The organism is Chitinimonas prasina (assembly GCF_030160395.1).
Classification (GTDB): Bacteria; Pseudomonadota; Gammaproteobacteria; order Burkholderiales; family Chitinimonadaceae; genus Chitinimonas; species Chitinimonas prasina.
In genome coordinates, this window is record NZ_BSOG01000001.1 from 916459 (window position 1) to 938344 (window position 21886).

Sequence of the window (21886 nt, forward strand, 5' to 3'; positions counted from 1 at the left end):
CGCATGAACTGCAAGGAAGCCACCCGTTATATCTCCGAATCCATGGACAGGCCGCTGAGCACCGGCGAGCGCCTGCGGCTAAGGCTGCATATGTTTATCTGTCACTACTGCAGCGACTTCTCGCGCCAAGCAGCCTTCTTGCGCAAGGTCAACCAGCAGAAGTCTAAACCCAAGCCCTGAGGCTGGCGCCTCCGCGCTGCACCGACAGCCACCCCATCCCGCTATAATCGGCCGCCATGAAACCCCTACGCCTGATCGGCCGTGCCCTGCTGGCTCTTATCCTGCTATTGCTGGCCTACCAGCTATGGCTGTTCGGCCATGTGGTGTGGTGGAAGTATTACAACCCGTCCGAAACCTCGTTCATGGATCAGCAGCTCGATGTGCTGCAAGACAAGAACCCGGATGCGGAGCTCAAGCATGTGTGGGTGCCCTACGCCAAGATTTCGCCCAATCTGAAACGGGCGCTGGTGGCAGGCGAAGATGCTAAGTTTCTGGAGCACGAGGGGTTTGACTGGGAAGGCATGCAGGCCGCCTGGGAGAAGAACCAGAAAAAGGGCCGCATCTCGGCCGGCGGCTCCACCATCAGCCAGCAACTGGCCAAGAACCTCTTCCTTAGCGGCAAGCGCAGCTATTTCCGCAAGGCCGAGGAGGCTGCCATCACGCTGATGCTGGAGGCAGTGATGGACAAGCAGCGCATCTTCGAGATCTATCTGAATGTGATCGAGTGGGGCAATGGCGTGTTTGGCGCCGAGGCGGCAGCCCGCCATTACTACAAGACCAGCGCAGCCAACCTCAGCGCCAGCCAGGCCGCCAAGATGGCCGCCATGGTGCCCAACCCGCGCTACTTCGACAAAAACCGCAACCATCGCCGCTTGCTGCGCAAAGCCGCCATCATCCAGCGCCGCATGGCCTACGCCGATGTTCCCTGAGCGCCTGTTACAGGCTTAGGTCATTGACGGGCGTGACAGGCAGCGCAACCTGAGACGGCACACGCTACGCCGATTTACTCCACGCCCTCCGCCGCTATACCAGCGCCGGCTTCGCGCCACCCCGCTTCACCAGCATCGCAATGGCCGGCGGGAACACCAGCCAGAATCCGGATGCCGGCATCAGCACCACGCCCAGCACGCCCAATGCCAGCAAGCTCCAGCCCATGCCCTTGGGCAGTCCCGCTGGCGAGCTTGCCTCCAACCTGGAGACGGCTTGCCCGCAAATGAACAGCACGGCACCAAAGAGTACGAACCAGACCACCGCACCCGTCATGGGGTCGGTGCCCACGGTGTCGAAGACTCCGCGCTGCACTATGCCCAGCAGTTCCTTGCCAAACACCACCACGCCAAAGACGGTGTGGATGACGGCGACGCCGATAAGCCAGCGACCTATCCATTGCTTCATCTGCTTCCTCCTGGGTATGGGTATCCATAAAGGCAGTGCTGCGCTAGCAGCCAGCCTAGCCTGTGTATGCTCACAGCGCGGTGAACTATGGGGCATGGCCCCTCGGGCAGGCAAGCCATTACAAGCTGGCGACCCCCTCGGTGATATCCGCCAATGCGCCAGGCTCCAACTCAAAACCGCCTGAAACCACGGTGCGCCACGGCGCCGGCCCACTGCTGTACTGATGCCTGACCAAACACACTTCCGCCACCAGATGTCCGAGAGTATCGCGGGATCGCAGGGTCAGGACGAATTCATCCGGGCTCATGCTACGCAAGGTCGCCACCCCCTGCCGACGCGCCTCCAGCGCGCGCAAGTCCACCACAAATGCCTGCAGCGCATCGGCCTCCAACCAGACTGCGTCATACCTACCCGCAAAATCCTGTAGCCGCACACTGACGGACACACGGACATCCCCCTCGTGTATGGCCCACTGCGGCGTTTTCTCCAATAAGGTAATCTCGACACATTCGTAATCCGTGCCCACTTTGATCTGCATGCACTCCCCTTTGACGGCCGTACCCGGCCCGAAGCAGGCTTGTACGCACGACCCAGCATATCGGAATCTCCCCATAACCATGCAAGGCCCGCTGCGCAAAATCATCCAGGCCATCAGCTACGAGGCCATTGCCATGCTGGTCATCACTCCGGCCATGGCCCTGGTGTACCAGCAGCAGCTGGCGCACTCGGCCGCCCTGTCGCTGATGATCTCAACCGTGGCGCTGGGCTGGAACATGCTGTTCAACCTGCTTTTCGAAGCCTGGGAGCGGCGGCAGTCGCGGCGCGAGCGTACTTTCTGGCGGCGCACCCTGCATGCCACCGGTTTCGAGGGTGGCTTGGTGATCCTGCTGGTGCCTTTGATGGCCTGGTGGTTGCAAATAAGTCTCATACAGGCGCTGTTCGCCGACATCGCCTTATTCGTGTTTTTCTTCTTCTATGCCTTCGCCTTCCAGTGGGGATTTGACCGGGTGTTCGGCGTACCCGATTCTGCACAAGCCGCAGCCGCAACACACGCCGTTTAATAAAAACAAACACTTAGCTTTACAAGCCCAATTGCATTGTGTTAAAGTTCGGCCTTCAGTCGGATCAGTCCGGCTGTTTGCCTTACTTTGCAGTACTTCAAGCCGTCCTCTCAGGCCATGTTCCAACGCGTGGAACAGCCTTCCCTGATGTCTTCAGCTTGTTTATCGAATGGTGCAATCCGCACCCACTTCTGCTGTAATGAAGGTTCGTGCCAAAACGAAACCTGCTCGTAACAATCGAGCATTACGATAACACCGTCTCGTTCTGGCTAATTTGACCCGATATGGCTTGGTCCATATCAGCGGCGCAAGTGCATGGCCTGCCGTGGCCGTGGCGTATTACGCCACCCATGGATAGGGTCTGATCGCGTTCGTCCCATGTTGTCGAAATTGAACTCGGCCTGGAACACACGGTCTAGCTGCAATGCAGCCCGGCAACGCACCGGTGCGCTACAAAAAACAAAAAATAGGAAACAAGTATGAAAGTTCAAGAACTGAAGGCCGGCGACCATTTCGTCCAGGATCGTCACGGCGAGTCCATCCGCTTTGAAGTATTGGCCGTGGAATGCGTAGGTCGCCAATTCCAGGTCAGCTTCCAGTCCCGTCTGGGCCAGGGTAGTGCCCGTTACTTCGGTAACGCCTACCTGCCTGGTACCCGTGCAGCCAACCGCACGGTGAACTGATCCGCCAACCAGGCTGATCAGCGCAGTACCCGCCAACGGTGGCAGTGCCACCGTGGCAAGACAAGCCGATTCCGGTCTAGCCGGGGTCGGCTTTTTGCTGCTTGCTCGCCCTGCGCGTGCCAGCAGCGTCGTGTGGATACCCCCTCTCGCCATATGAGGCGGCATAGCCACACCCGCTCCGCTGTCATCGCATTGTCCACGTTCTCTGCTAAAACAATGTTTCGGCCAAGCGTTTGCTTGACCGTGTCAAAACAACAAAGGAGACAACATGGTGAAGCTGGGTACATGGCTGGCCGGCGCGCTGGCCACTTGCATGGCACTGCCGCTGCTGGCAGGCGAGGTAGATGATTTTCAGCACAGCTGGGTGCGCAAGGCGCTGCGCCTGCAGGAGCGGATAGACCGGCAGGCGCCGATAGGCGAGGCGCTCTGGCCGGCCACGCACAACTCATACAACAGCAAGGCCTACGCCAATGCGGTGAGCTACTACGATCCCAACCACGTCCATAGCATCTACGATCAGTTGCGCATGGGAGCCCGTGGGCTGGAGCTGGATATCCATTCCTACTTCAATATGCGGGGCTGGCCCTGGCAGTGGCGCAACGACATCCTGCTGTGCCATGCCGGCGGCAACAATGTCGGCTGCTCACCTGGCGACCGCCCCTTTGTCGATGGTCTGAACGAGATACGCCGCTGGCTGGATGAAACCCGCAACGACCCCGAGGTATTGCTGCTCTACCTGGAAAGCCATCTGAATGGTGGCGACTATGACGATGCCCAGCGCCATATCCAGAACATACTGGGCAGCGATGTCTACCAGCCCCCTGGCGGGGCCTGCCAAGGCATACCCGCCAGCATGAGCAAACAGGCCGTGCTCAATGCCGGCAAGCGGGTGCTGATCATCACCGATGGCTGCAAGGACACCGCCCATTTCAATCGCTGGGTGTTTACCGGCGCCACCAGCGAAAGCGGCTACCCCACCGACAATCAGGACAAGTACCAGCGCTACCCCAGCTGTACCTCGGCCCAGTTTGGCGCCGCCGATTTCCGCCGGCTACTGGTACGCTTCAATGAAGACCGCACCAAAATCGCCGATGTGTTCGCACCCAAGATGCGCATAGACGCCGACGTCACCGAGGGCCTGATGCGTTGTGGTGCCAATCTGTTCGGCTTTGACATGCTCACCCCCGGTGATGGCCGCCTGGCCAGGCTGGTGTGGAGCTGGGATGTGAACGAGCCCAACAACTGGGGCGGCGGTGAGCACTGTGCTGAGAACTGGTACAACGGCCGCTATAACGATGCCAGTTGCGGCCAGGCCAAACCCTTTGCCTGCAAGCAGCTGCATGGCGACGGCTGGCTGATCAGCCGCAGCCAGGGCCGCTGGCAGGATGGCCGGCTGACATGCAGCAACGAGACCGGCGGGGCCTACCGCTTCGCCATGCCTGCGACCCCGCTGGAGAACGAAGCCCTCAAGCAGGCCAAAGCGGCAGCGGGCTACGCCTCGGTCTGGGTGGACTACACGGACGAAGGCAGCGAGGGGAGCTGGCGGCGCAGCCAGTAAACCTAGCCCGGCAGGGGGTGATGGCCCCTTGCCAGAGGGGCCGGCAGGCAACTGCCGGCCCTTTTGCGATAGGCACCAAGCGGTTGATAGATAGGCCAGCCAAAGCAACCGTCAAAATCACATAACTTCCCGTTCGCCACAATTGCACGCTTTCCATTACCATGCCCGGCATATTGCCTTTGGATAGCACCATGAATCGCCCCAAACCCTTCTCGATGATCCGCGAGTTCCACCTGGCAGACTGGTTCACCCTGTCTAACGCCTTCTGTGGCGTAGGCTCGCTGTTCGCGGTCATGACCTACCTGCAGACCCACGATGTCCTGCACCTCTACTTCGCCTGCGGTCTAATCCCCTTTGCCCTGCTGTTCGACGTGCTGGATGGCCGCATCGCCCGTTGGCGCCAGCAAAGCTCGGCCATGGGCCGCGAACTGGATTCGCTGGCCGATGTGATCTCCTTTGGCGTGGCGCCAGCCGTCATCGCCTATGGCTGCGGCATGCAAGGCTTGTTCGATCGCATCGTGCTGCTGTTCTTTGTCGCCTGCGGCGTCTCGCGCCTGGCCCGCTACAACGTCACCGCAGAAAAACTGTCGGATGGTGGCGACAAGGTCAAATACTTCGAAGGCACTCCCATCCCCACCTCGCTATTGCTGGTGGGCGTGCTGGCCGTCGCTGTTTGGCAAGGCGCCCTGGGCACGGAGCTGTGGTTCGGTGTCTACCATATCGGCGGTTTCCGCTTCCATCCGCTGGTACTGATGTTTGCTATTTCCGGCTCACTGATGATCAGCCGCATCCGCATACCCAAGCTCTGATCGGTTCCTCGCCGCCACCCCGACAGCCCCGACAGCCCCGCCACAAGCGGGGCTTTGTTGTTATTTCTCTACCTGTTTATCCTGTAAAAACCGCCATTAAAATGTAGCTTACTTACCAAAGCGTTTTGGGTTATCATCCAAACCGCTTTGGGTGTTTTACCACCGGCGTGGGAATCCCCATGGCAATACCCCAACAGGGTATGTCCGACACTTTTTTTGAAGTAGCCCCCAGGGCTGCTTTGCTGTTCACTCCTCTCTGGCGCGGTTAGTTGGCTGCTTAAACCACAGCTTGCTACGCGCCTGCTTTTTTTGTGGCAACCGTTTGTGCAGCCCAGCGCGCCGCCGTGATAACGTTGCACCGCCATGGATCTCAAAGCCCTCGCCGCCCATCTCAACCTTTCCGCCACTACCGTCAGCCGCGCACTCAACGGCTATTCCGACGTCAGCGCCAAAACGCGGCAACGCGTGGTGGAGGCTGCCCAGGCCCTGGGCTACCAGCCCAATCCGGTCGCGCGCAGCCTGGCCATGGGGCGTGCCAACGCCATCGGCATCGTCTACCCACTGGAAGCTGACGATGTGGCCGACCCGCGTTTTCTGCAGGTGGTGTCTGGCCTGACCGAAGGCCTGATGGAAGTGAATATGGACCTGCTGCTGGCCTCGGCCACCCACAAGGGTGAACTCGATACCTACGACAGGCTGGTGCATGGGCGCCGGGTCGATGCCTTTATCGTGGCCCGTACCCTCTGCCAGGACGAGCGCATTGATTATCTGCAGCAGGCGGGCGTGCCCTTTCTCGCCTACGGCCGCAGCACCGACTGCCAGGCTTACCCCTGGTTCGATTTCGACAACGAAGCCGGTAGCGTTCTGGCAGTAGCGCGGCTGGCCGGCTTGGGCCATCGCCATATCGGCTATATCCACGCCTCGCTGCACTACAACTTCGCCCATCAACGCCACGCCGGCTTTCTACGCGGCATGGCCGAGGCAGGCCTGCCGGTCGCCGGCCAATGGCTGTTGCAGGCGGGCCTGGCGCGCCGCAGCGGCTATCAGGCCATGATGGGCCTGCTGGACCAGGACCAGCGCCCCAGCGCCGTCATCGTGGACAACAACCTGGCGGGGGTGGGCGCCGTCCGCGCCCTGCTGGATCGCGGCATCGTCATGGGCCGGGATATCTCTGTCATCGTCTACGACGGCATCCCGCCCGATACCCTGCTGACCCAGCACATCACATCGGTGGTGCAGCCCACCCAGCACCGCACCGGCAAGCACATGGCCACGCTGATGAGCCGCCTGCTGGCGGGCGGCCATCCACTCAGCGAACTGCAGATGCTGTGCCAGCCCGAGCTGCAGGCTGGCGATTCGGACGGCCCGGCACCGGGCTGAGCCAGCTCAGCCACCATCCATATCAAGCCATAGATGAGCTGCGCGGCGCCGCCTAGGCGTTGTACCCCAGGTTCGGCGCCAGATCGCGCTCGGCCTGCTCCACGGTGACGCCACGGCGTGCGGCGTAATCCTCGACCTGATCTTTCTCCAGCTTGCCCACGGCAAAGTACTGCGACTGGGGATGACTGAAATACAGCCCGCTGACTGCGGCGGTGGGCAACATGGCATAACCCTCGGTCAGCTCCATGCCTATGCCTTCGGCACCCAGCAGGCGGAACAGGTCGGTCTTGGTGGTGTGGTCGGGGCAAGCGGGGTAGCCGGGCGCCGGGCGTATGCCCTGGTAGCGCTCCTCTATCATGGCCTCGTTGTCCAGCTGCTCGCCCTCGGCATAGCCCCACAGCTCGCGCCGCACCTTGGTATGCATCAATTCGGCAAAGGCCTCGGCCAGGCGGTCGGCCAACGCCTTGACCATAATGGCGCTGTAGTCGTCGTTGGCATCCTCAAAGCGCTTCACATGGGGATCGATGTTGAGTCCGGCGGTAACGGCAAACAAGCCCACGTAATCCGCCTTGCCGCAGGCCTTAGGTGCCACGAAGTCGGCCAGGCACCAGTTAGGCTTGCCTTCCGCCTTGCGGTTTTGCTGGCGCAGGCAGTGCATGGCCATCAGCTTGTCGCCGCTGGCGGGGTCGTACAACTCGATATCGTCACCCACGCTATTGGCTGGGAACAAGCCGATTACGCCGTTCGCTTGCACCCAGTCGCCCGCAATCATCTGCGCCAGCATGGCCTGGCCCTCGGCAAACAGGCTGCGGGCCGACTCCCCGACCACCTCGTCCTCCAGGATGCGCGGGTACTTGCCAAACAGTTCCCAGGCATTGAAGAAGGGGCTCCAGTCTATGTACTCGGCAATCTCGGCCAGCGGGTAGTGCTCGAATCGCATCACCCCCAACTGCCGTGGACGGGGCGGTGTATAGGCAGCCCAGTCCACCGCAAAGGCATTGGCGCGGGCATCAGCCAGCTTGAGCAGATCCAGCTTGCCCTTGTTGGCATGGATGGTGCGGATATTGTCGTACTCTTCCGCCACCTTCTGCACAAAGGGTGCGCTGAGGTCTTCCGACAGCAGGTTGGAGCAGACGCCCACTGCACGGCTGGCATCGGGCACATAGACCACCGGGTGGCCATAGTTGGGCGATATCTTGACGGCGGTATGCACCTTGGAGGTGGTGGCGCCACCAATCAGCAGCGGGATATCAAAGCCTTGGCGCGCCATTTCCTTGGCCATGTGGGCCATTTCCTCCAGCGAAGGGGTGATCAGGCCGGACAGGCCGATGATGTCAGCCTTCACCTCGCGGGCGGTATCCAATATCTTCTGCGCCGGCACCATGACCCCAAGGTCTATCACCTCGTAGTTGTTACAGCGCAGCACCACGCCCACGATGTTCTTGCCGATATCATGCACATCGCCCTTGACCGTGGCCATCACGATACGGCCCTTGGCCGACGAATCCGATATGCCCAGGCGCCGCTTCTCTTCCTCGATGAAAGGCTCCAGATAGGCAACTGCCGCCTTCATGACACGGGCCGACTTGACCACCTGAGGCAGGAACATCTTGCCCGAGCCGAACAGGTCGCCCACATGGTTCATGCCATTCATCAAGGGGCCTTCAATCACATTGATGGGCCGTGGCAGGCTCAGTCGCGCCTCTTCGGTATCCTCGACAATGAAGGTGGTGATGCCCTTGACCAGGGCATGGGTGATGCGATCCTGAAGGCTGCCGCTACGCCAGGCTAGGTCTTCGCCCTGGGCCTGGGCCGCATCGCCCTTGAAGCGTTCGGCCAGGGCGATCAGTTTCTCGGTGGTATCGCCGCCGTCCCGTGCCTGCCGGTTCAGCACCACATCCTCGATGGCCTCGCGTAGTTCCGCTGGCACCTCCTCATACACCTCCAGCGCACCGGCATTGACGATGCCCATGGTCATGCCGCGCTGGATGGCGTGATAGAGGAACACCGCGTGGATGGCCTCGCGCACCTTGTTGTTGCCGCGGAAGCTGAACGACACATTGGAGACGCCGCCCGATATCTTGGCATGCGGCAGGTGCTGCTTGATCCAGCCGGTCGCCTCGATGAAGTCCAGCCCGTACTTGGCATGCTCTTCTATGCCTGTGGCCACGGCAAAGATATTGGGGTCGAAGATGATGTCGGCCGGATCGAACCCGACCTCGTCCACCAGCACACGGTAGCTGCGCTCGCAGATCTCTACCTTGCGGGCATAGGTATCAGCCTGGCCAGCTTCGTCGAAGGCCATCACGATCACGGCTGCGCCATAGCGCTTGACCAGGCGCGCGTGCTTGACGAACTCCTCGTAGCCTTCCTTCAGCGAGATGGAGTTGACGATGCCCTTGCCCTGTATGCACTTGAGGCCTGCCTCGATCACCGTCCACTTGGACGAGTCGATCATGATGGGCACCCGGCTGATATCAGGCTCGGAGGCAATCAGGTTGAGAAAGGTCACCATGGCCTTCTCGGCATCCAGCATGCCTTCGTCCATATTGATGTCGATGACCTGGGCACCGTTCACCACCTGCTGGCGGGCCACCTCCAGCGCAGCTGGATAGTCGCCAGCCAGGATCAGCTTGGCAAAAGCGCGCGAGCCGGTGACGTTGGTACGCTCCCCTACGTTTACGAACAGATCACCGTCGCCGATATTGAAAGGCTCCAGGCCGGACAGCCTGGCCTTGGCTTCGATCTCGGGCAGCGGTCGCGGTGCGACCTGCGCCACCGCCTGTGCGATGGCGGCGATATGCTCAGGCGTGGTGCCACAGCAGCCACCGACGATATTGACCAGGCCCGATTCGGCCCACTCCTTGACCTGTACGGCCATCACCTCGGGTGACAAGTCATAGCCACCGAACTCGTTGGGCAGGCCTGCATTGGCATGCACCGAGACAAAGCTCTCGGCCACCCGGGCGATCTCTTCCACATAGGGGCGCAGCAGATCCGGCCCCAGCGCGCAGTTCAAGCCATAGCTGATGGCATCGGCGTGGCGCAGGGAGTTATAGAAAGCTTCCGTAGTCTGGCCGGTCAGGGTGCGGCCAGACTGGTCGGTAATGGTGCCCGATACCATGATGGGTAGCCGCTCGACGCCGGGGCGCTCATCAAAGTACTGATGGATGGCAAACACCGCCGCCTTGGCGTTGAGGGTGTCGAACACCGTCTCGACCAGCAGCAGATCGGCGCCCCCCAGCACCAGGCCATCAATGGCCTCGGTATAGCTTTCGACCAGGGCGTCGAAAGTAACATTGCGATAGCCAGGATCGTTCACGTCCGGGCTGATGGAGCAGGTGCGATTGGTCGGCCCCAGCACCCCGGCACAAAAGCGCGGCTTCTCCGGCGTGCGGGCCGTCTGCGCCTGGCACAATTCCTTTACCAGCCTGGCTGCCTCGAAGTTCAGCTCATGCACCAGCGACTGCATGTCGTAATCGGCCATGGCGATGCTGGTGGCGTTGAAGCTGTTGGTCTCGATGATGTCGGCGCCGGCATCCAGATAGGCCTGATGGATGCCGCCTATGATGTCGGGGCGGGTAATCGTCAGCAGGTCGTTGTTGCCCTTTAGGTCACTGGGCCAGTCGGCAAAACGGGTGCCCCGGTAGCCTCTTTCGTCCAGTAGATGACGCTGTATCATGGTCCCCATGCCGCCATCCAGTATCAGGATGCGCTGTTGCAACAGGTCGGTCAGCTGGGTGCGGCGTGAGGTCATGGAAGCGTTTGATATTGCGAGGGAAAGGCGCAAATTCTAACACGCCGGGCGTGCCCCTCCGGCGGCCAAAGGGTACTAAGCATATGAATGCAATTCATGCAGACGTCCCCCAAAAAGCAAAAGGCGCATACCCTCATGCGCCTTTGTTCATGCTTTGTTATCCGCACCTCGTGGTCACTCACCGCCGATTTCGCGCTCCAGCCCCAGTTCCTGGATTTTGCGGGTCAGGGTATTGCGCCCCAGCCCCAGCCTTTCGGCCGCCTCGATACGCTTGCCGCCGGTGGCCGCCAGCGCCCGCAGTATCAGGGTGCGCTCGAATAGCTGGGTCAGGTCGTCGATAAACCCCCGCTCGCCGGCCCGCAGCCGACGGTCTGCCTCGGCGGCCAGTTGCGTCACCCAATCACCCACCCCGCCGCCACTTGCCCCCTCGCCCTTGAGTTCAGGCGGCAGGTCGTTCACTCCTACCGCCTGGCCGGGGGCCATCACGGTAATCCAGTGGCAGAGGTTCTCCAGTTGCCGCACATTGCCGGGGAAATCAAACCCGGCCAGCAGGCGCATGGCATCCTCAGTCAGGCGCTTGACCTCAACCCCCAGCTCGCGGGCCGATTTGGCCAGGAAATGCCGGGCCAGCAGCGGTATGTCCTCGCGCCGCTCGCGCAAGGCTGGCAGGCGCAGCCGTATCACATTGAGGCGATGGAACAGATCCTCGCGGAACAGATTGGCCTTGACCCGCTCTTCCAGGGCCTGGTGGGTCGCGGCGATCACCCGCACATTGGCCTTGATGGGCGCATGCCCGCCCACGCGGTAGAAATAGCCGTCCGACAGCACCCGTAGCAAGCGGGTCTGCAGCTCGGGCGGCATATCGCCGATTTCATCGAGGAACAGCGTGCCACCCTCGGCCTGCTCGAACCGGCCGGTGCGCTGGGCCTGGGCACCGGTAAAGGCGCCGCGCTCGTGTCCGAACAACTCGCTTTCCAACAGATCCTTGGGGATGGCCGCCGTATTGATGGCCACAAAAGTCTTGCTGGCGCGGGGGCTATGGCGATGCAGGGCACGCGCCACTAGTTCCTTGCCGGCGCCCGATTCCCCGGTGATCAGCACGGTCGCGGCCGACTGGCTCAAGCGGCCGATGGCGCGGAACACCTCCTGCATGGCCGGCGCCTGCCCCAGTATCTCCGGGGTTTCCTCCAGCGGGGCATCGACCACCTCCTGCTTCAGGCTTTCATCCATGGCCCGGCGTATCAGCTCTACCGCGTGGTCCACATCAAACGGCTTGGGCAGGTATTCAAACGCCCCTCCCTGGAACGCCGCCACCGCGCTTTCCAGGTCGGAATGGGCCGTCATGATGATGACGGGCAGCCGAGGAAAGCGCTCCTTCAGCTGGGCCAGTAAATCCAGCCCCGATTCACCAGGCATGCGGATATCGCTGACCACCACCGAGGGGGTTTCGCGCCGCAGGGCATCGACTGCTTCGCTGGCCGAGGCATAGCTGTGAAAGGCAATGCCCTCGCGGCCCAGTGCCTTCTCGAACACCCAGCGGATGGAACGGTCGTCATCAATGATCCAGACAGGTTTCATGTAGCGGTCATCTTGTTATTTGCTGGCATCCAGCGGGGTCCAGCCGTTCAACGGCAAGGTCAGCGTAAAGCAGGTGCGGCCCGGCTGCGATTCGAAATCGATGGTGCCGTTATGCTGCTGGATAAAGGTGTGCGCCAGATGCAGGCCTATGCCGGTGCCACCGGGACGGGCCGATACCAGCGGATAGAAAATCGTCTCGCGTATGTGCTCGGGTATGCCGGGGCCGTTGTCGATGATCTCCAGCGTCAATCCCAGGGGAAAGCGCCGCCGGTTCAGTGTCACCTGCCGGGCAATACGGGTCTTCAGTACGATCTGCCCAGCGCCATGCATGGCCTGGGCCGCATTGCGCACGATATTGAGTACCGCCTGTATCAGTTGCTCCTTGTCGCCATACAGGTCCGGCACGCTGGTATCGTAGTCACGCCGCACAGCCAGGCCATTGGGATACTCGGCCAGCAACACGCTGCGCACCCGCTCCAATACTTCGTGGATATTCAACTCACCCAGCTGCGGCAAGCGGTGCGGCGTCAACAGCCTGTCCAGCAGCCCTTGCAGCCGGTCGGCCTCGTCGGTAATCACCTTGGTGTATTCATGCAGGGCCGGGTCGGGCAGCTCCTTGCGCAGCAATTGCGCCGCCCCCCTTATGCCACCGAGCGGGTTCTTGATCTCATGCGCCAGATTGCGTATCAGCTGCCGATTCGCCTGCTGCTGCGCCGCCAGCCGCTCCTCATTGGCAATCCGCCGTTGCTGGTCGGTCTGGCGGAACTCCAGCACCGTATAGGGGGGCGACTCCACCTCACGCACGGTAAACGCCACATGGATGGTATTGGTCAGCCTGACGGCCAGTGCCACATCATGCTCGGTCACGCTGGCATTCTGCTTCTCGGCCGCATCCAGCGCCGCCAGTATCTCGGCCGGCTCCGAAAAACAGGCCGACAGCGGCCGCCCTACCGTCTCGCGCGCCGGCAGCTCAAACAGGGTCTCGGCAGCAGGATTGAGGTAACGCACCGTACGGGCGGTGTCCAGCACCATCACGGCGGTTTCCAGCAACTCCAGGCCTAGGAAGGCAGGGTGGGACATGGCGTCATTCAGCTAAGCATTGGTTGGGTCTTAGCAATTACCGGGCCACGCCCTAGGTCTTTGCAAAGGCCAAACTGAATCAATGGCTTACCTAAATCCTGCTGGCAAACCATCGGCGTGCGCCGCCCAGGCACAAAAAACGGGCAGGTCATCGCACCATTTTAGTGCACAAACGGGCGGGCTATAGTGAACCGCCCCAATTCGGGGCAGAGATCATCGCTGGCGTCCGGATGTCGCCCATGAAAAAGCGGCCCGCAGGCCGCTGTTCACTTCACCCTGGCTATTTCCTTATGCAGGGTTTCGATGTTTTTCTCGTGCATCAGCACATTGTCGCGCTGCTTGGTATCGGCAGGGGCGGCGGCCGCCTTCTGCTTGGCCTGTGCCAGCAGGCGCTGCTCGTTGCCCAGTTCGTCCTGCAGTATCTGCAGCTTGGTCTGGTCGCGGCTATGCTGGGTGGCTGCATCCACGCGGGGGAAGCTGGCCGGGGTAGGCTGGCGGGCATTGCTGCCGCCGCTGGACTTGCCGCCGCCACTGCTACGCGGTGCCGGCACACTCAGCGGTATGGGGCCCAGATCCAGCTTCTTGGCGCCCTTGATGGGCACGTTCGAATAGGTGATGCGGCCCTCGGCATCGACATGTTTGTAGATATCGGCCATGGCCGGCATGGCCAGTAGTGCCAGAATCAGATAGCGCTTCATGCCCCTGCCTCCACGTTCTCGGCGCTGATCAGCGCCACCCGGTAAGGGTAGACCTCGGCCTGTACCACGCCTGCCGCCACAGCGGGGTCGTGGCGGGCAAAGTCCGCTGCCTCGATCGCATCAGCTGCGTTATAGATCGCGATACCGAAACCGCGTTCATCCGCCTCCAGAGTACGGCCAGCCAGTATCAGCCGGCCTTCGGCCTGGGCCGACTGCAGATAGGCAAAGTGCGCGGACATGGCAGCACTCTCGGCCTCGGTGAGGCCGGTGCGCAGCATGTCGGTACGTGTAGGGCGTATTAGGTAGAGAAACTGCATGACATTGGCGTAGCAAGAATATTCGCGATCATAGCATGGGCTATGACAGTCAAGCTCAAGCCAGGTTCGCCAACTTTACCAAGGCGCGTCCTGCCATGGTCATGCCAAAGCTGGCCGTCACCGCCACGGCCGAGCCATAACCCGCACAGCTAAGCCCGCCGGAGACCGGTTCGCATGCCTCGGCCTTGGGGCGGATGATGGGCTCGGTGGAGTACACCGCCTCCACCCCGAACTTCTTGCCCTCGCGTGGGTAGCCATGGTTGCGGCGCAGTTCGGCACGCACCTTGGACAGCAAGGCATCGCCGCTGGTCTGGGCGATATCGGCAATGGCCACCCGGCTGGCGTCCAGGCGCCCGCCGGCACCGCCCGACACCACCAACGGTATCTTGTGGCGCTTGCAATGCACGACCAATGCCACCTTGACACGCAACTGGTCCATGCAATCGACCACGTAGTCAAACCGCCCCGGCGCAATCAGGCTGGCCAGGTTGTCGGCCGTCAGAAAGTCATCCACCACGGCCACCTGGGCACGCGGGTTGATCTCGGCAATGCGCTCGCGCATGGCCTCGACCTTGGCTTGCCCCAGGGTGCTGCTGAGTGCATGCAGCTGGCGGTTCACATTGGAAGGCGCGATATGGTCCAGGTCGATCAGGGTCAGGCGCCCTATCGCACTGCGCGCCAGCGCCTCGGCGGCCCAGGAGCCCACCCCACCGATGCCGATGACGCAAACATGCGCCGCCTCGAAACGCGCCAGGCCCGCTGCGCCATACAGCCGGGCAATGCCGCCGAAACGGCGTTGGTATTCCAGATCATCAGAGCTTTCCATGGCGGCATTTTACCCTGTGATGGCGGGAATATCGTGCCGGCATCCAAGCTGTAGCCGCCGCAAGCCGCCGGGCCACGTTGCCGCTGGCGGCGACATATTCGCCGGCTTCCTTGGGTAGTCACCGCAGCAGGGGTTAAAATAGGGTTTTAGTGCAGGGAACACCATCATGACCGACGCGCAGGAAACCCTACGCCTATCCAAACGCATGGCCGAACTGGGCTTATGCTCGCGGCGCGAAGCGGACGATTACATCGAACGCGGCTGGGTCAAGGTCGATGGCATCGTAGTCGATGTGCTCGGCAGCCGGGTGCTGCCCACCCAGCGCATCGAGCTGGACAAGCGCGCCGCCCTGGCACAGACCCAGCGCGTCACCATACTGCTGAACAAGCCGATAGGCTTTGTCTCGGCACAGGCCGAACAAGGCTACAAGCCTGCCTCGCTGCTGATCACCCCGGAGAACCGCTATGTGGGCGACCGCTCCGGCATTGAGTTCTCGCGCCGCCACCTCAATGGACTGGCACCGGCAGGCCGCCTCGATATCGACTCCACCGGCATGCTGGTACTGACCCAGGACGGCCGCGTGGCCAAGGCCCTGATAGGCGACGATACCAAGGTTGAAAAAGAATACCTCGTGCGGGTGGAAGGCCAGCTCGACGAAGCCGGCATGAAGCTGCTCAACCATGGCCTTAGCCTGGATGGTCAGGCATTGCGGCCTGCCAAGGTCAGCTGGCAGAACGAGCATCAACTGCGCTTTGTACTGCGCGAGGGCAAGAAGCGCCAGATACGCCGCATGTGTGAGCTGGTGGGGCTCAAGGTCATCGGCCTCAAGCGCATACGCATAGGCCGCATTCCGCTGTCCGATCTGCCCATGGGCCAATGGCGCTACCTGGGGCCATTCGAGAAATTCTGAGGGGCCGGTGTGCCCTCGCCATCGATGTAGAGTGAGTACCGGCAAAGGCTTATACCTGCGGTTACGCCTCGGCGCACCCCACTACACTTGAACACCAAGCAAAAGAGACGCCTAGGCGTCTCTTTTGCTTGATGCGGCCTGTGTATCAGGATTTGCTGGCCAACCTGGCCAAGGCCTGCTCCACCGTGGGGCGATCCAGCCGGGTCAGGTGCAGCACGCTTTGGCGCACGTCTGGCGACAGCACATAGCGTGATTCAGCGGCAGCCGAACGCACCGCGCCATTGAAGGTCAGCTTGCCGGCCTCGTCCTCGGCCGCCAGGCCTGCCTGCTTCAGCGTTGTGATAAAGGTACGGAAGATGGCCCGGTCGAAGAACTCCGGCGCATTGAACTCGCGCAGCAGGCTCAGCCGCTGGGCCAGCAGATGGCACAGACCTTCCAGCTCGTCGGTACTGACCACACCACTGCCCTGCTGTGTCAGCACTGACAGCGAGATGAAATAGCGCACCAGCGCAGGCCTGACCGCCTGGCCCAGCAAGGCCAGTTGGGCGTACTCATCGCTATTGAGGTTGGGTGCATGGAAGATACCCTCGCGCCCAGGGCTGCTGGACAGCCAGCCCATCTCCACCAGGGCAGCCAGATAGCTGTCCAGCGCCGCCTCCAGTTCATCGGGCTGCCAGCGCAGGTAGAGCTCCGCCCGCAGGAAGGGATAGACGGTACGGGTCAGGTTGGCCAGCTGCTCGCGGCTCAGGCTGGCATTGCGCGAGAACAGGCAGGCAATCAGGCCCGGCAGCGCCACGCAATGCAGCACGTTATTGCGCATATAGCTGCATAGCACTGCATCTTCCGGGTAGAAGTGCATGACATCGCCCAGGGCATGAGGGTGGCGCTGTATCAGGCGCAGCTTCTCGCAATGATCCACCATGGCGCGACCATCCATGGCAGTCAGCTGCGAACGGGCAGCATAGGGCACGGCAGACAGCAGGCGGCGGTAGCCATCCAGCTGGGCCACCAGTTGATCCTCATCCATGGCATGCCGCGGTGTGGCCAGCAGAGCCAGGCTGACCAGGTTGACCGGGTTGGCCACGGCAGCGCTATTGAGACCATCGGCGATACGCTGACCCAACTCGCGTATACCCTGGGTAAACCAGGCCGGTCGGCTCTCCTCCAGCGGCGGTTCATTGCGCCACTCGGGGTGCGACTGCCCCAATACTTCAGCCAGCTTGATGGGCTCGCCAAAATTCACATGCACCTTGCCGAAGTTCTTCTTCAGCTCGCGCACGCTCATCAGCAGGCTGAACAGCGATTCCTTCTGCTTGGGCTTGCCCATCAGCTCGCCCACATAGCTGCGCCCTTCAAACAGCTTTTCGTAGCCGATGTACACCGGGATGAAAACGATGGGCCGGTTGGAGTCACGCAAGAAGCTCTGCACCGTCATGGCCAGCATGCCAGGGCGCGGCTGCAGCAGCCGTCCGGTGCGGCTGCGGCCGCCTTCGACGAAGTATTCGATGGGATTGCCACGGGCAATCACCATATGCAGGTATTCATTGAACACTGCACCGTACAGCGGATTACCCTTGAACGAGCGCCGCAGGAAGAAAGCCCCGCCGCGCCGCAATATGCCGCCGACGATAGGCAGGTTGAGGTTGGCGCCCGCCGCGATGTGCGGAATCATCAAGCCCTGCTGGTAGACGATATAGCTCAGCAGCAGATAATCGATATGGCTGCGATGGCAGGGTACATAGACGATTTCATGGTCCGGCGCGACGCCGGTCACCGTCTCGAAGTTGCTCAGCTCAACGCCATCGTACAGGCGTGTCCACACCCAGGTGAGGAAGCGATGGAATACCCGCACCACCGGGTAGCTATAGTCGGCAGCAATCTCCCAGGCGTAGTGGCGGGCCTTCTCTTCGGCCTTGAGCATGGCGCTTGCCCCGCCCCCCTGCTCGGCGGCCAGCGCTGAAATGGCGGCCCGCACCGACTCGGTCTCCAGCAAGCCTTCAACCTGCGTGCGGCGGTGCGATAGATCGGGGCCGATGGCCATTTCGCGCTGTTGCCGGAAATGCACCCGGAACACCCGCGCGATCTTGCGCAGCGCGCGCTCCTCGTCCTCGGTGTCGGTCACCAGCTCCTTCAAGGAGATGGGCTGACCAAACCGCACCAGCGTCTGGCGGCCATGCAGCAGGATGGTGAACAGCTGCAGCAGGCTGCCACGGGGCGCCCAGCTTTCCGAGAAGATCAGCTTCCAGATCGAGCTTTCCTTGTCGGGCGTGCGCCCCCACAGGATACTGACCGGCACCAGTTGCACATCGAAGTCGGCACGATTGCGTGCGGCCTGCACCAGGCGGGCCAGCCGGGGCGAGTAGCCGACATTGCTGCTGCGGCCAAACCAGCGCTCTGCCCGGGTGGTAAAGAAGAAGGCCCGCGACTCACGCACGCCCTGGTGCGTCAGCTCGGCCAGGGGCGAGGCCAAGCCTGCTGCGCTGACTTCCTTGTCCAGCACCAGGATATTGCTGAGGAAGCGCCGCTGCAGCACATAGACCACCGGCTTGTCTGGCGACAAGCCCAGGCTTTGCAAGCCGTCGGACATGACGTGGGTACGCACCACGCTGAACAGCAGCTTTTTGGCGAGCAACAAAAAAGGCCTATCGAGGCCGAGATACTTGAGCATGTAGCGAGGAAATTCTGGAATAAGCGAGCGATTATAAACGCCAACCGGCCAAGCGCATGCTTGACCGGTCGAACGGTGCTGCATAGACTTTCAGCTTAGCAGCTTATTCGCGTGTCCACGCTCAGCACCGGCGCCAGCGACACGGGCGCCGGGGCGGGCTACAGGCCCAGTCTTTGCCAGATGGTGGAAACGTTGCCGGCGGCGTTGAGCGTGTAGAAGTGCAGGCCTGGTGCACCGCCCTCCAGCAGCTTGCGGCACAGGTCGGTGATCACATCCAGGCCCAGCGCCTTGATGGAAGCCGTGTCATCGCCGTAGCTCTGCAGCTTGAGCCGCAGCCAGCGCGGTATCTCGGCACCGCAGCTGTCGGAGAAACGGGCCAGCTGCGAGAAATTATTGATGGGCATGATGCCCGGCACGATGGGTAGGGTTACGCCGCGTGCTCGCACTTCGTCGACAAAGGCAAAGTAGGCATCGGGGTTGAAGAAATACTGGGTAATGGCCGAATTGGCGCCGGCCTGGGCCTTGCGCACGAAATTGGCCAGATCATCATGGGCCGAACGTGCCTGCGGGTGGTATTCGGGGTAGGCCGCCACCTCGATATGGAACCAGTCGCCGTGTTCGCGTCGGATGAATTCAACCAGTTCATTGGCGTAACGGAATTCACCGAACTCCACCATACCGCTGGGTATATCGCCCCGCAGCGCGACAATACGATGGATGTTTTCATTACGGTAAACCTGCAGCAGCTCGGCCACATTGGCGCGGGTAGCACCGACACAGGACAGGTGCGGCGCAGCAGCAAAGCCCTCGGCCTGTATCTCGCGCACGGCAGCCAGCGTGCCCTCCTGAGTGGTACCGCCGGCACCAAAGGTAACGGAGAAGAACGCCGGCTTGAACTGCGCTAGCTGGCGGCGGGTATTGCGCAGTTTTTCCACGCCTTCCGGCGTCTTGGGCGGGAAGAATTCGAAACTGAAGGTCTGGCTCATGGGATACCCAATCAATGCAATCGTTAAATGAATGCTAACACCGTAAAACAAGCCAGCTAATGAATTCGATGCATGTTCTTATGCAGCAGACCGTGTTTTCTCCAGTATGGTCATCGTCGGGCTGGATGCCAGCCCATCCACCACCATGCCCAGTTTACGGGCGACCGCCAGAGAGGCCAGGTTGGCGGGCTCGATATGCGCCTCCACCCTTGCCACCTGTACCACCTCCAGCGCATAGGACAGCGCCGCCTGGCCCGCTTCGCTGGCATAGCCACGGCCCCAGTAGTCCCGGTGTATCAGCCAGCCGATCTCCATGGCCGGGTAACCGGTCGGGTTGATCAGCCCAGCCTGGCCCACGATCTCGCCGCTGGCGCGCTCGCGTACCGACCACAAGCCATAGCCGCGCAGCAGAAAATGCCCCAGCGCCACGGCAATCTTGTTCCAGCTGCCAGCCCGGTCAAACGTTTGCCCGCCCCGGATATGAGCCATGAGCTCGGGGTCGCCATACATGGCTGCATAGACATCTAAGTGGGATTCAGCCGGCGCCACCAGCTCAAGGCGGTCGGTCTGCAGTACGGGTATGTGCAATTGCATGGTCGCTCCGTCATAGGCTTGCTTGCGCTGGCCAAACAAAACCCCGCACTTGGCGGGGTTTTGTGATCCAGGCGCCAGGGGGCAATCTACCCCAGGCTGCGCCGCTGCGGCAGTGACACAGCCAGGCCAGCACCATAGCTACAGCGCGGGACGATCAATAGCGGTAGTGGTCAGGCTTGTACGGGCCCTGCTTCTGCACACCGATATAGGCGGCCTGGGCATCGGACAACTCGGTCAGCTGCACATTGAGCTTGCGCAGCTGCAGGCGAGCCACCTTCTCATCCAGGTGCTTGGGCAGGGTGTAGACGCCCACCGGGTAGTCGCTATGGCGGGTGTACAGCTCGATCTGGGCTATGGTCTGGTTGGCGAAGCTGGACGACATCACATAGCTGGGGTGGCCCGTACCGCAACCGAGGTTCACCAGGCGACCCTTGGCCAGCAGGATGATGCGCTTGCCGTCCGGGAAGATCACATGGTCAACCTGCGGCTTGATCTCTTCCCACTGGTACTTCTCCAGCGCCGCCACTTCGATCTCGTTATCAAAGTGACCGATATTGCAGACGATGGCCTGATCCTTCATCCGTGCCATGTGGTCATGGGTAATGATGTGGTAGTTGCCGGTGGCGGTGACGAAGATGTCAGCCTTGTCGGCAGCGTAATCCATGGTCACCACGCGGTAGCCTTCCATGGCGGCCTGCAGGGCACAGATGGGGTCGATCTCGGTCACCCATACCTGGGCCGACAGGGCGCGCAAGGCCTGGGCCGAGCCCTTGCCCACATCGCCGTAGCCACACACCACGGCCACCTTGCCGGCGACCATGACATCGGTAGCGCGCTTGATGCCATCGACCAGCGATTCACGGCAGCCGTACAGGTTGTCGAACTTGGACTTGGTCACCGAGTCGTTGACGTTGATGGCGGGGAACTTGAGCTCGCCGCGCTGGTGCATCTGGTACAGGCGATGCACGCCGGTGGTGGTTTCCTCGGTCACGCCCTGGATCTTGCCCAAGCGGGTCGAGTACCAGTGCGGATCGGTCTTGAGCTTGGCGCGGATGGCCGCGAACAGGATGGTTTCTTCCTCGCTGCCGGGCTTGCTCAGCACGGTCTCATCCTGCTCGGCACGGGCACCCAGGTGCAGCAGTACGGTGGCATCGCCGCCATCGTCCAGAATCATGTTGGAGTAGCCGCCGTCCGCCCACTCGAAGATGCGGTGGGTGTATTCCCAGTAATCGGCCAGCGATTCACCCTTGACGGCGAACACCGGGGTGCCGGTGGCCGCGATGGCGGCGGCGGCATGATCCTGGGTGGAGAAGATGTTGCACGAAGCCCAGCGTACCTGGGCGCCCAGTGCCTGCAGGGTCTCGATCAGCACGGCGGTCTGGATGGTCATGTGCAGCGAACCGGTAATGCGAGCGCCCTTGAGCGGCTGAACCGCGGCGAACTCCTCGCGGATGGCCATCAGGCCCGGCATTTCGGTTTCGGCGATGCGTATCTCCTTGCGGCCCCAATCGGCCAGGGAGAGATCGGCAATAACATAGTCGTTGAAGTCAGCCACAGCGTATTCCTTGTGCATGTGGCCGGGAAAT

General features: G+C 61.7%; 20 protein-coding genes. 8 read left to right on the top strand and 12 right to left on the bottom strand.

All coding sequences use genetic code 11. The annotated features are described in order from the left end of the window. Positions 1-3 precede the first annotated feature (3 nt). Positions 4-180 (top strand): zf-HC2 domain-containing protein, encoded by a 177-nt coding sequence (locus QQK16_RS04360; protein WP_284195201.1) that lies wholly within the window; start codon positions 4-6, stop codon positions 178-180. A gap of 56 nt (positions 181-236) precedes the next feature. Then, the gene (gene mtgA, locus QQK16_RS04365) at positions 237-929 is read left to right on the top strand and encodes a monofunctional biosynthetic peptidoglycan transglycosylase (protein ID WP_284195202.1); all 693 of its coding nucleotides are present in this window, start codon (positions 237-239) and stop codon (positions 927-929) included. A 94-nt stretch (positions 930-1023) separates the two neighbouring features. Here the strand turns inward: mtgA and QQK16_RS04370 are convergent, their stop codons facing one another. Both QQK16_RS04370 and QQK16_RS04375 read right to left on the bottom strand, forming a co-directional pair. Further along, positions 1024-1395: a DUF6463 family protein gene (locus QQK16_RS04370; RefSeq protein ID WP_284195203.1), complete on the bottom strand. Its 372-nt coding sequence runs from the start codon at positions 1393-1395 to the stop codon at positions 1024-1026. A 118-nt stretch (positions 1396-1513) separates the two neighbouring features. After that, positions 1514-1933 (bottom strand): WapI family immunity protein, encoded by a 420-nt coding sequence (locus QQK16_RS04375; protein ID WP_284195204.1) that lies wholly within the window; start codon positions 1931-1933, stop codon positions 1514-1516. Between the two features lie 79 nt (positions 1934-2012). Here QQK16_RS04375 and QQK16_RS04380 point away from each other — a divergent pair, with 79 nt between their 5' ends. The 5 genes from QQK16_RS04380 (at position 2013) to QQK16_RS04400 (ending at position 6886) form a co-directional block, all read left to right on the top strand. Then, positions 2013-2456 carry a PACE efflux transporter gene (locus QQK16_RS04380; RefSeq protein ID WP_284195205.1) on the top strand — a complete coding sequence of 148 codons (444 nt, stop codon included), beginning with the start codon at positions 2013-2015 and terminating at the stop codon, positions 2454-2456. 479 nt (positions 2457-2935) lie between these two features. After that, positions 2936-3139 (top strand): hypothetical protein, encoded by a 204-nt coding sequence (locus QQK16_RS04385; protein WP_284195206.1) that lies wholly within the window; start codon positions 2936-2938, stop codon positions 3137-3139. Between the two features lie 268 nt (positions 3140-3407). Continuing rightward, on the top strand, positions 3408-4697 hold the full coding sequence (locus tag QQK16_RS04390) for a hypothetical protein (protein WP_284195207.1): 1290 nt from the start codon (positions 3408-3410) through the stop codon (positions 4695-4697). A 191-nt stretch (positions 4698-4888) separates the two neighbouring features. Then, positions 4889-5506 carry a CDP-diacylglycerol--serine O-phosphatidyltransferase gene (gene pssA, locus QQK16_RS04395; protein WP_284195208.1) on the top strand — a complete coding sequence of 206 codons (618 nt, stop codon included), beginning with the start codon at positions 4889-4891 and terminating at the stop codon, positions 5504-5506. A 363-nt stretch (positions 5507-5869) separates the two neighbouring features. Beyond that, the gene (locus QQK16_RS04400; RefSeq protein WP_284195209.1) at positions 5870-6886 is read left to right on the top strand and encodes a substrate-binding domain-containing protein; all 1017 of its coding nucleotides are present in this window, start codon (positions 5870-5872) and stop codon (positions 6884-6886) included. Between the two features lie 52 nt (positions 6887-6938). Here the strand turns inward: QQK16_RS04400 and metH are convergent, their stop codons facing one another. From metH to QQK16_RS04430, 6 genes are all read right to left on the bottom strand, one after another. Then, a complete protein-coding gene (gene metH, locus QQK16_RS04405; protein ID WP_284195210.1) occupies positions 6939-10643 on the bottom strand; it encodes a methionine synthase in 3705 nt (1234 codons plus the stop codon). 174 nt (positions 10644-10817) lie between these two features. Further along, positions 10818-12221 carry a nitrogen regulation protein NR(I) gene (gene ntrC, locus QQK16_RS04410; protein WP_284195211.1) on the bottom strand — a complete coding sequence of 468 codons (1404 nt, stop codon included), beginning with the start codon at positions 12219-12221 and terminating at the stop codon, positions 10818-10820. Positions 12222-12236: 15 nt separating this feature from the next. After that, the gene (gene glnL / locus QQK16_RS04415) at positions 12237-13301 is read right to left on the bottom strand and encodes a nitrogen regulation protein NR(II) (RefSeq protein WP_284195212.1); all 1065 of its coding nucleotides are present in this window, start codon (positions 13299-13301) and stop codon (positions 12237-12239) included. Between the two features lie 266 nt (positions 13302-13567). After that, on the bottom strand, positions 13568-13999 hold the full coding sequence (locus QQK16_RS04420; protein ID WP_284195213.1) for a DUF4124 domain-containing protein: 432 nt from the start codon (positions 13997-13999) through the stop codon (positions 13568-13570). Beyond that, positions 13996-14316: a YciI family protein gene (locus tag QQK16_RS04425; RefSeq protein ID WP_284195214.1), complete on the bottom strand. Its 321-nt coding sequence runs from the start codon at positions 14314-14316 to the stop codon at positions 13996-13998. The genes QQK16_RS04420 and QQK16_RS04425 overlap by 4 nt, the downstream gene beginning before the upstream one ends. 55 nt (positions 14317-14371) lie before the next feature. Continuing rightward, positions 14372-15142, bottom strand: a complete 771-nt coding sequence (locus tag QQK16_RS04430; protein WP_284195215.1) for a tRNA threonylcarbamoyladenosine dehydratase — start codon at positions 15140-15142, stop codon at positions 14372-14374. Between the two features lie 166 nt (positions 15143-15308). On the opposite strand from QQK16_RS04430, the gene QQK16_RS04435 reads away from it, so the two are divergent. Further along, the gene (locus QQK16_RS04435) at positions 15309-16052 is read left to right on the top strand and encodes a pseudouridine synthase (RefSeq protein ID WP_284195216.1); all 744 of its coding nucleotides are present in this window, start codon (positions 15309-15311) and stop codon (positions 16050-16052) included. 145 nt (positions 16053-16197) lie between these two features. On the opposite strand, the gene plsB is transcribed toward QQK16_RS04435, so the two are convergent. From plsB to ahcY, 4 genes are all read right to left on the bottom strand, one after another. Continuing rightward, positions 16198-18684, bottom strand: a complete 2487-nt coding sequence (gene plsB, locus QQK16_RS04440) for a glycerol-3-phosphate 1-O-acyltransferase PlsB (RefSeq protein ID WP_284195217.1) — start codon at positions 18682-18684, stop codon at positions 16198-16200. A gap of 194 nt (positions 18685-18878) precedes the next feature. Continuing rightward, positions 18879-19706 (bottom strand): methylenetetrahydrofolate reductase [NAD(P)H], encoded by an 828-nt coding sequence (metF, locus tag QQK16_RS04445; protein ID WP_284195218.1) that lies wholly within the window; start codon positions 19704-19706, stop codon positions 18879-18881. A gap of 78 nt (positions 19707-19784) precedes the next feature. After that, complete coding sequence (locus tag QQK16_RS04450) at positions 19785-20300, bottom strand: GNAT family N-acetyltransferase (RefSeq protein ID WP_284195219.1); 516 nt, start codon at positions 20298-20300, stop codon at positions 19785-19787. A 154-nt stretch (positions 20301-20454) separates the two neighbouring features. Then, the gene (gene ahcY, locus QQK16_RS04455; RefSeq protein WP_308446981.1) at positions 20455-21873 is read right to left on the bottom strand and encodes an adenosylhomocysteinase; all 1419 of its coding nucleotides are present in this window, start codon (positions 21871-21873) and stop codon (positions 20455-20457) included. Between the last annotated feature and the right edge of the window lie 13 nt (positions 21874-21886).